Origin of the sequence: Geodermatophilus sp. FMUSA9-8 (genome assembly GCF_037034165.1) — a bacterium.
Lineage (GTDB): Bacteria > Actinomycetota > Actinomycetes > Mycobacteriales > Geodermatophilaceae > Geodermatophilus > Geodermatophilus nigrescens.
In genome coordinates this window covers 500,931-508,979 of the sequence record NZ_JBAGKE010000003.1, presented here as the reverse complement: position 1 = coordinate 508,979, position 8,049 = coordinate 500,931, and the positions used below count along the sequence as shown (strand labels likewise).

Annotated in this window: 11 protein-coding genes; 8 read left to right on the top strand and 3 right to left on the bottom strand. The window is 77.4% G+C overall.

The features are described 5' to 3' along the window. Positions 1 to 656: O-methyltransferase (locus tag WA616_RS09710; protein WP_336029266.1), on the bottom strand; the 656-nt coding region annotated here is incomplete at its 3' end. A gap of 189 nt (positions 657 to 845) precedes the next feature. On the opposite strand from WA616_RS09710, the gene sigE reads away from it, so the two are divergent. The 5 genes from sigE to WA616_RS09685 all read left to right on the top strand — a co-directional run bounded on the left by sigE (position 846) and on the right by WA616_RS09685 (position 4,787). Then, positions 846 to 1,448 carry an RNA polymerase sigma factor SigE gene (gene sigE, locus WA616_RS09705; RefSeq protein ID WP_073418786.1) on the top strand — a complete coding sequence of 201 codons (603 nt, stop codon included), beginning with the start codon at positions 846 to 848 and terminating at the stop codon, positions 1,446 to 1,448. Further along, the gene (locus WA616_RS09700) at positions 1,445 to 2,035 is read left to right on the top strand and encodes an anti-sigma factor family protein (protein WP_245794281.1); all 591 of its coding nucleotides are present in this window, start codon (positions 1,445 to 1,447) and stop codon (positions 2,033 to 2,035) included. The genes sigE and WA616_RS09700 overlap by 4 nt, the downstream gene beginning before the upstream one ends. A gap of 42 nt (positions 2,036 to 2,077) precedes the next feature. Beyond that, the gene (locus WA616_RS09695; RefSeq protein WP_336029262.1) at positions 2,078 to 3,757 is read left to right on the top strand and encodes a trypsin-like peptidase domain-containing protein; all 1,680 of its coding nucleotides are present in this window, start codon (positions 2,078 to 2,080) and stop codon (positions 3,755 to 3,757) included. Between the two features lie 54 nt (positions 3,758 to 3,811). Next, entirely contained in the window at positions 3,812 to 4,195 is a 384-nt protein-coding gene (locus WA616_RS09690) for a twin-arginine translocase TatA/TatE family subunit (protein WP_336029260.1), read from the top strand. A gap of 193 nt (positions 4,196 to 4,388) precedes the next feature. Continuing rightward, positions 4,389 to 4,787 carry a mycothiol-dependent nitroreductase Rv2466c family protein gene (locus WA616_RS09685; RefSeq protein ID WP_442901992.1) on the top strand — a complete coding sequence of 133 codons (399 nt, stop codon included), beginning with the start codon at positions 4,389 to 4,391 and terminating at the stop codon, positions 4,785 to 4,787. 54 nt (positions 4,788 to 4,841) lie between these two features. Here the strand turns inward: WA616_RS09685 and WA616_RS09680 are convergent, their stop codons facing one another. Then, positions 4,842 to 6,002: an Mrp/NBP35 family ATP-binding protein gene (locus WA616_RS09680; protein WP_336029258.1), complete on the bottom strand. Its 1,161-nt coding sequence runs from the start codon at positions 6,000 to 6,002 to the stop codon at positions 4,842 to 4,844. Positions 6,003 to 6,223: 221 nt separating this feature from the next. Here WA616_RS09680 and WA616_RS09675 point away from each other — a divergent pair, with 221 nt between their 5' ends. The 3 genes from WA616_RS09675 to WA616_RS09665 are packed head-to-tail and all read left to right on the top strand — an operon-like array spanning position 6,224 to position 7,561. Next, on the top strand, positions 6,224 to 6,916 hold the full coding sequence (locus WA616_RS09675) for an AzlC family ABC transporter permease (protein ID WP_336029257.1): 693 nt from the start codon (positions 6,224 to 6,226) through the stop codon (positions 6,914 to 6,916). Beyond that, positions 6,913 to 7,230, top strand: coding sequence for an AzlD domain-containing protein (locus WA616_RS09670; protein ID WP_336029256.1), 318 nt, complete (start codon positions 6,913 to 6,915; stop codon positions 7,228 to 7,230). Before WA616_RS09675 ends, WA616_RS09670 begins: the two co-directional genes overlap by 4 nt. Position 7,231: 1 nt before the next feature. Continuing rightward, positions 7,232 to 7,561 (top strand): chorismate mutase, encoded by a 330-nt coding sequence (locus WA616_RS09665; protein ID WP_336029255.1) that lies wholly within the window; start codon positions 7,232 to 7,234, stop codon positions 7,559 to 7,561. Between the two features lie 5 nt (positions 7,562 to 7,566). Here WA616_RS09665 and WA616_RS09660 read toward each other — a convergent pair whose 3' ends face one another. Continuing rightward, positions 7,567 to 8,043: a methylated-DNA--[protein]-cysteine S-methyltransferase gene (locus tag WA616_RS09660; protein ID WP_336029254.1), complete on the bottom strand. Its 477-nt coding sequence runs from the start codon at positions 8,041 to 8,043 to the stop codon at positions 7,567 to 7,569. Positions 8,044 to 8,049: the final 6 nt, after the last annotated feature.

Below are 8,049 nucleotides of genomic sequence, written 5' to 3'. Positions count from 1 at the left end.
GCCCGGCGGGCCGCCACGAGCAGGCCGGCGCCGACGGGCAGCACGGCCGAGGTCAGCGCCTCGTCCTCGCGCACGGCGCGGGCGAGCTCCCGCCAGGCGACGGTCTGCGGGTCGCGGGCGGCGCGGTCGCCGATCCGGTCGCCGGCCAGCAGACCGTGGCACGCGAGCGTCCCGCCGGGACGCACCAGCCCGACGACGGCGGCGAGGTGCCCGGCGTAGTCGGCGGGCGGGCCGGCGCAGACGACGAGGTCGTACGCGCCGGGGGACAGGCGGGGCAGCACCTCCGCCGGCGTCCCGAAGATCATCCGGGTGCGCCCGGGCGGCACGCCGGCGTCGGCCAGCGCCCGCCGGGCGGCGCGCAGCTGCTCCGGGTCGGTGTCGAGCACGGTGAGGACGCCGTCGGGGCGCATGCCGCGCAGCAGCCACAGGCCGGCGACGCCGCCGCCGCTGCCGATCGAGACGACCGCGCGGGCGTTGCTGCCCGCGGCGAGGACGGCGAGCGTGGCGCCGACGGCCGGCTCCACCGGCGGCGGGCCGCCGAGCGCGGTGACGCGGGCCCGGGCGGCGGTGAGGGCGGGGTCCTCGGTGGCGTACCGGTCGGCCCACGCGGCGCCACCGGTGCCGCCCTGCGAGGGCGGTCCCGAGGCGATCGTCACCGGGCGAGGGTAGAGGCCCGGCCGCGACCGGCCCGGGACCCGACCCTGTGAGGAACCTGTCAGAGTGCGGCGCCGGGAACACCGGGGGAGCGCCCGCCCGTTGACCCGGACGTGACACCCCAGCGTGCCGCCGTCCCTCCCCCTTCTCCGGGGGAGGTCGGCAGCGTGCGCGTCCGCGATACTGGGAGCGTGTCCGAGGCCAGCGTCCCCCCTCCCGCCGACCCGCAGCCGGCCGCGTCCGGCGCCGGTGAGGTGTGGGTCGCCCCGACGTGGGAGCAGGTCGTGCGCGACCACTCCGCCCGCGTCTACCGCCTGGCCTACCGCCTCTCGGGCAACGCGCAGGACGCCGAGGACCTGACCCAGGAGACCTTCGTCCGGGTGTTCCGCTCGCTGGCGGACTTCTCGCCGGGCACCTTCGAGGGCTGGCTGCACCGCATCACCACGAACCTGTTCCTCGACATGGTCCGCCGCCGGCAGCGCATCCGCTTCGACGCACTGCCCGAGGACACCGAGCGGCTGCCGGGCACCGCGCCCAGCCCCGAGCAGGTCTACGCCGACACCCACCTCGACCCGCAGGTCCAGGCGGCGCTCGACGCGCTGTCGCCGGAGTTCCGCGTGGCCGTCGTCCTCTGCGACATCGAGGGCCTCACCTACGAGGAGATCGCGGCGACGCTGGGCATCAAGCTCGGTACCGTCCGCAGCCGCATCCACCGCGGCCGCGTGCAGCTGCGCCAGGCGCTCGCCCACCTGGCCCCGCGCGGGGTCGCGACGGCACCGGGAGCCGGCGCATGAGCATGAGCCTGCCCGAGAGCCACCTGGCGCAGGAGGCGATCGCCGCGCTGGTCGACGGCGAGCTGGCCAGCGGGCCGGCCGCCCGCGCCGCGCGGCACCTGGCCGGCTGCCTCGAGTGCCGGATGCTCGTGCAGGCCCAGCGCGAGGCGAAGGAGGCCCTGCACGCCGCCTCCGACGTCGCCGTCCCCGGCGACCTGCTCTCCCGGCTGTGCGCCATCCCGTTCACCGCCGAGGTCCCCGGCGCCGGTGGGCTCGGCGCCCTGAGCGCGGGCCCCGGCCAGCTCACCGTCTCCGGCTCCTCCGGCCGGTTCACCGTCTCCCTCGACGACCCGCCGATGCGCCCGGCGCCGCCGCACCAGGCGCGCTGGCTGCGCCGCGGGGTCGCCGGCACGCTGGCCGGCCTCGGCATCGGTGTCGCGGTGCTCACCGTCAACCTGCCCGACGGCGGCCCGGTGCAGTCCGACCCGCCCGCGTCGGTGGCCGGCGGCTCGCAGCCGGAGGAGCGCACCGAGGTCGTGCCCCCGGTCGTGCGCACCCTCACCCGCTCCACGGCCGGAGAGGCGACGGCGCCCGCCGCCACGCCCTGACCCTCCGAGCCGCATCCCAGGTCCGGAGAGGACGCTGTACCCGTGACGCCCCCCGACGCCCGGCAGCCCGGGTCCAGCGACGGCGACCGCACCGTCGAGGCCGTCCTCCCGCCGCCGCCCGCCGCACCCCGCGCCGGTGCCTCCGACCCGGCCGACGCGACCCCGGCCGACGCGACCCCGGCCGACGCGACCCCGGCCGACGCGACCCCGGTCGACGGCGCGGCCTTCGCCCGCCCGGCCGGTGCGCAGGGCTCCTTCGACCCGCCGGAGCGCCACCGTCCGGCGGTGACCCCGCCCCCGCCGGCCAGCCCGGCGCAGCAGGCCGCCTTCGGCCGCCCGGCCGCCGTCGCCGGCAGCTTCGCCGGCGACCGGCCCAGCCCGCCGCCGCGGCCGGTGCCCCCGCCCCCGCCGGAGGCCGTGCTGCGCGCCTTCCGCGCCCCCTCCGGGCAGGGCGGGCTGCAGGAGCCGCCCGGCGGCCGCCCCGGCCGCCGCCGCACCTCGGCCGGGCCGTGGTGGAAGTCCGACGCCCGCAGCGACCCCTGGCGCGACCCGCACGCCCCGGCCGGCCTGACCGGTCCGGCGGTGTTCGAGGAGGAGTCCGAGCAGGAGGGCCCGGTCGTCGTCGACCGGAAGGGCCGGAAGAAGCTGCGGCTGCGCGACCTGACGGTGCGGGTGGCCGCGCTGCTCGTGCTCGCCGTCCTGCTGGCCGGCGCGATCGGCGGCGGGGTGGGCTACCTGCTCACCCGCGAGGCCGCAGAGACGCCGCTGCTCGCGCCCGGCACCACGCTCACCCCCACCGACGAGGGCATCACCCGCGAGCCCGGCTCGGTGTCCGACATCGCCGCCGACGTGACGCCCGCCGTCGTGTCCATCGAGGTGCGCATCGGCGAGGCCGGCGCCACCGGCTCCGGTGTGGTCATCGACGGCGAGAACGGCTACATCGTCACCAACAACCACGTCATCTCCGGCGCCGACGGCGTGGAGGGCGCGGAGATCCGCGCGGTGTTCAGCGACGGCAGCGGCTCCGCGGCGCGCATCGTCGGCCGCGACCCGGCCAGCGACATCGCCGTCGTCAAGGTGGAGCGGCCGGGGCTGGTCACCGCCTCCCTGGGCAGCTCCGACGCGGTCGTCGTCGGCGACCCGGTGGTGGCCATCGGCTCCCCGCTCGGGCTGGCCGGCACGGTCACCAGCGGCATCGTGTCCGCCCTCGACCGGCCCGTGCGGCTGGCGGGGGAGGGCAGCGACACCAACGCGGTGATCAGCGCCGTGCAGACCGACGCCCCGATCAACCCCGGCAACTCCGGCGGCGCGCTCGTCGACGCCACCGGCGCGGTGATCGGCATCAACACCGCCATCGCCTCGCTCGGCGGCGGGAGCGTCGGCCTCGGCTTCGCCATCCCGATCGACACCGCCAGCGACATCGCCGAGCAGCTCATCTCCACCGGCGCGGCCGTGCACGCCGCGCTCGGGGTGAACACCCGGTCGGTCACCGACGGCACCCGTGACGGCGCGCTGGTCCTCAACGTCGAGCCCGGCAGCGCCGCGGCCGACGCCGGGATCCGCGAGCAGGACGTCATCATCGCCGTCGACGACCAGGCCGTCGGCAGCTCCGAGGAGCTCGTCGTCGCCATCGACTCGCACGAGCCCGGCGACACGGTGACCGTCGAGGTCGTCCGCGACGACTCCTCGACCACGGTGCAGGCGACGCTCGACCAGGCCTGAGGCCGCGGCTGGCTACCCTGGGACCGGTACACCGCAGGAACGACGGGAGCGACGGTGTTCGACTCGATCGGCTGGGGCGAGATCGTCGTCCTGGCGCTCGCGGCGCTCTTCATCTTCGGCCCCGAGCGGCTGCCCACCCTCGCCCGGGACGCCGCGGCCGGCCTGAAGAAGGCCCGCACCGCGCTGACCGGGGTGCGGGCGCAGGTCGACGAGTCCCTCGGTGAGGACCTCGCCGGCCTGCGCGACCTCGACCTGCGCAAGTACCACCCCAAGACGTTCATCCGGGCGCAGCTGTTCGAGGACGACGACCACGCGGCCCCGCCGGTGCGCCGGGGGAGTGCCGGGGCGGCGGGTGCGACGGCGGCGAGCCTGGTGAAGCCGGCTGTCGTCGACCGCGACCGCACCGTCCCGCCGCCCTTCGACGTCGACGCGACGTAGTCACTGTCGGCCTACCGGCCGACACCGCGGCCAGGTGCCGTCCCCGACCTGCGCGGAGCCCTGCCACGAGGTCCCGACCGGGAGCCTCCGGCCCCGCGGTCGCGCCCCCGTCCCCGCAGGGCGCCTCACGTAGGCGCCGCGGCCACGTGCCGTCCCCGACCGGGCAGCGCCCCTCCACGCCGTCGCCGGCGCCATCGTCGCCGACCGCCACGGCCAGGAGGCGCTGATCCGGCTCTACCGCGCGTGGGGCGAGGCGGTGCACACGCGCGGTGCGTGGCCGGACGCCGGCGACCTGCTCGGGCGTGCCGGGCTGCCGCCGCACCTGGCGGAGGTCATGGCCGACGACGCGCACGACGACCTCGTCCGTGCCTCGCACGCGGAGGGCATCGGGCTGGTCGGCACGCACGTCGGCACGCCCGTCCTCGCCGTCCGGGAGCCGGGGCGGCCGCGCGTGGCGGTGTTCGGGCCGGTCCTGTCGCGGGTGCCGCGCGGCGAGGAGGCCGGCCGTTTGTGGGACGGCGTCGTCCTGGTCGGCGGCACCGTCGGCTTCCACGAGCTGAAGGGCCGTCCGCCCGGACCTCCCCGCACCTGAGACGCCGGAGGCCCGGCCCCCTGGTGGGGACCGGGCCTCCGGTGCGTCAGCGCGTCAGCGGCGGACGGGGGTGAGCCCCAGCGACCGGCCCGACAGCCCGCGGGAGCGGACGGCGAGCGACTCGGCGATCGCACCGAGCGCCTTGGCGGCGGGCGCCTCGGGCTCGGCGAGGACGATCGGGGCGCCGGCGTCGCCGGCCTCGCGCAGCCGGGTGTCCAGCGGCACCTGGCCCAGCAGCGGCACCCGGGCGCCGAGCGTGCGGGTCAGCGCGTCGGACACCGTCTGGCCGCCGCCGGAGCCGAAGACCTCCATGCGGGAGCCGTCGGGCAGCTCCATCCACGACATGTTCTCGATGACCCCGACCACCTGCTGGTGGGTCTGGGTGGCGATCGCGCCGGCCCGCTCGGCCACCTCGGCGGCGGCGAGCTGCGGCGTGGTCACCACGAGGATCTCCGCGTTGGGCAGCAGCTGGGCGATGGAGATCGCCACGTCGCCGGTGCCCGGCGGGAGGTCGAGGAGCAGGACGTCGAGGTCGCCCCACCACACGTCGGCGAGGAACTGCTGCAGCGCGCGGTGCAGCATGGGCCCGCGCCAGACCACCGGGGTGTTGCCCGGGGTGAACATGCCGATCGAGATGACCTTCACGCCGTAGGACTGCGGCGGCATGATCATGTTGTCGACCTGCGTCGGCTTGTCGTCGACGCCGAGCATGCGCGGCACCGAGTGGCCGTAGATGTCGGCGTCCACGACGCCGACCGACAGGCCCTTCTTCGCGAGCGCGGCGGCCAGGTTCACCGTGACGCTGGACTTGCCGACGCCGCCCTTGCCGGACGCGACCGCGTAGACGCGGGTCAGCGAGTTCGGCTGGGCGAAGGGGATGACCGGCTCGGCGGCGTCGGTGCCGCGCACGGTCCTGCGCAGCTCGGCGCGCTGCTCGTCGCTCATCACGTCGAGGCCCACCTGCACCGAGGTCACGCCCGGGACGGCGGACACCGCGGTGGTAACCCGGTTGGTGATCGTCTCGCGCATCGGGCAGCCGGCCACGGTCAGGTAGACCTCGACGCGCACGGCGCCCGGGTCGCCGCCGACGCCGATCTGCACGTCCTTGACCATGCCGAGGTCGGGCAGGGGACGGTTGATCTCCGGGTCCTGGACGGTGGCCAGAGCGGCGTTGACGGCGTCGAGCGCCGGCGAGCCGGTCAGCGTGTCGGACATGGGTGCGTGTGTCTCCTTCGACGGGGGGACCCGTTCGCGGTCTGCCGTACGCGGCGGCGACCGGCACTGCAGGTCACAGTCACTGTACGGCGATCGGCACCGGGTGCCGCCCGGTGCGGGGGTGATGTGCTGCGCACTGGCGACGCGCAGCCCTGCCCTGGTCAACGCCGTGCCGGGCGGGTCCCTTCCCCCTCCGGGGCGGGTCGTTAGCCTCCGGTCCCGTGTCCGGAACCGCCCGCACGGCCCTCCTCCGCGACGCGGTCGGGCTCGGCATCGCCGTCGGGCTCTACGGCGTCGCCTTCGGGGCCGCCGCCGACGCCGCCGGGCTGGACCCCTGGCAGGCGCTGGTCATGTCGCTGCTGATGTTCACCGGCGCCTCGCAGTTCGCCCTCGTCGGCGTGCTCGGCGCGGGCGGCAGCGGCGCGGCGGCGATCGGCAGCGCGCTGCTGCTGGGCACCCGCAACACCGTCTACGGCGTGCGCCTGGCCCCGCTGCTCGCCCCGCGCGGCCCGCTGCGCCGGCTCGGCACCGCCCACTGGGTGATCGACGAGACGACGGCGCTGGCGGTGGCCGCGCCCGACCGCGGGCTGGCGCGGCTGGCGTTCCTCGCCGGCGGGGCGTCGATCTACGTCGTCTGGAACGCCACCACGCTGGTGGGCGCGCTCGGTGCCGCGGCGCTGGGGGAGACCGCGCAGGCCGCGCTGGACGCCGTCGTGCCGGCCGCCTTCCTCGCGCTGCTGTGGCCGCGGCTGCGCGCCGGCGCCGAGGAGCCGGCCGTCGCGCGGCGGGTGGCGCTGGGCGGGGCGGCGGTCGCGCTGGCGCTCACCCCGTTCGTGCCCGCGGGCGTGCAGGTGGTGGCCGCCGTCGTCGCGGTCGCCCTCGCCGGCCGGCCCCGGCGGGAGGCGGCGGCGTGAGCTCCGGGACGCTGTGGACGGTCGTCGTCGTCGGGTCGCTCGGCTGCTACCTGCTCAAGCTGGCCGGGCTGTCGGTGCCGGCGGCCTGGGTGGAGCGGCCGTGGGTCACCCGCATGGTCACCTTCGTGCCCGCCGCGCTGCTGGCCGCCCTGGTCGCCGTGCAGGCGCTGACCTCCGGCCGGGAGCTGGTGGTCGACGGGCGACTGGCCGGGCTGGCGGTCGCCGCGGTGGCGCTGGCGCTGCGCGCGCCGTTCGTCGTCGTCCTGGTGCTCGCCGGGGCCACCGGCGCGCTCGTGCACGTGATCGGAGGCTGACGTGGCGGGGTCCCCCGAGGAGCTCCCCGACCTGACGGCGGTCCGTGCCGCGATCGACGGGCTCGACGAGGAGCTCGTCGCCCTGCTGGCGCGGCGCGAACGGCTGGTGCGCGCGGCGGCACGGTTCAAGACCGACGCCGCCGCGGTGCGCGCCCCCGACCGCGTCGAGCAGGTCGTCGCCCGGGCGCGGCGGCTGGCGGAGGCCTCCGGCGGCAGCCCCGAGGTGGCCGAGCGCGTGTACCGGGCGATGGTCGCGGCGTTCGTCGACCTCGAGCTGTCGGTGGCCGAGCTGCCCGGCGAGGCGCCCGGCGGAGGCGCCGCCGCGCCCTGACCAACTCAGAACAGCCGGTCCTCCCGCTGCTCGAGGTCGAGCAGGAAGCGCTTGCGGGCCAGCCCGCCGCCGAAACCGACCAGGCCGCCGTCGGCGCCGACCACCCGGTGGCAGGGCACCACGACCGCCAGCGGGTTGCGCCCGCAGGCCAGCCCCACCGCCTGGGCACCGCCGGGCAGCCCGACCGCACGCGCCACCGCGCCGTAGGTGGTCGTCCGGCCGTAGGGGATGCGGGTCAGCTCGTCCCAGACGGCGAGCTCGAACCCGCTGCCGAGGGGCCGCAGCGGCAGGTCGAACGCCTCGCGTGCGCCCGCCAGGTACTCGCCGAGCTGGCCGGCGACCGCGGCGAGCGCGGCGTCGTCCCGTACGCCGAGGTCGGCCTCCGGCCCGGGCGGGGAGAGGTACAGCCGGACGAGCGCCCCGTCGTCGGCGACGACGGTCAGCGGCCCGACCGGCGAGGGCAGCACCGCGTGCGCGCGCATGCCGGC

Coding starts and splice junctions, on each gene's coding strand:
- WA616_RS09700 (WP_245794281.1), top strand. CDS start 1,445: ATGAGCATGAGCCTGCCCGAGAGCCACCTGGCGCAGGAGGCGATCGCC.
- WA616_RS09680 (WP_336029258.1), bottom strand. CDS start 6,002: ATGTCCGACACGCTGACCGGCTCGCCGGCGCTCGACGCCGTCAACGCC.
- WA616_RS09660 (WP_336029254.1), bottom strand. CDS start 8,043: ATGCGCGCGCACGCGGTGCTGCCCTCGCCGGTCGGGCCGCTGACCGTC.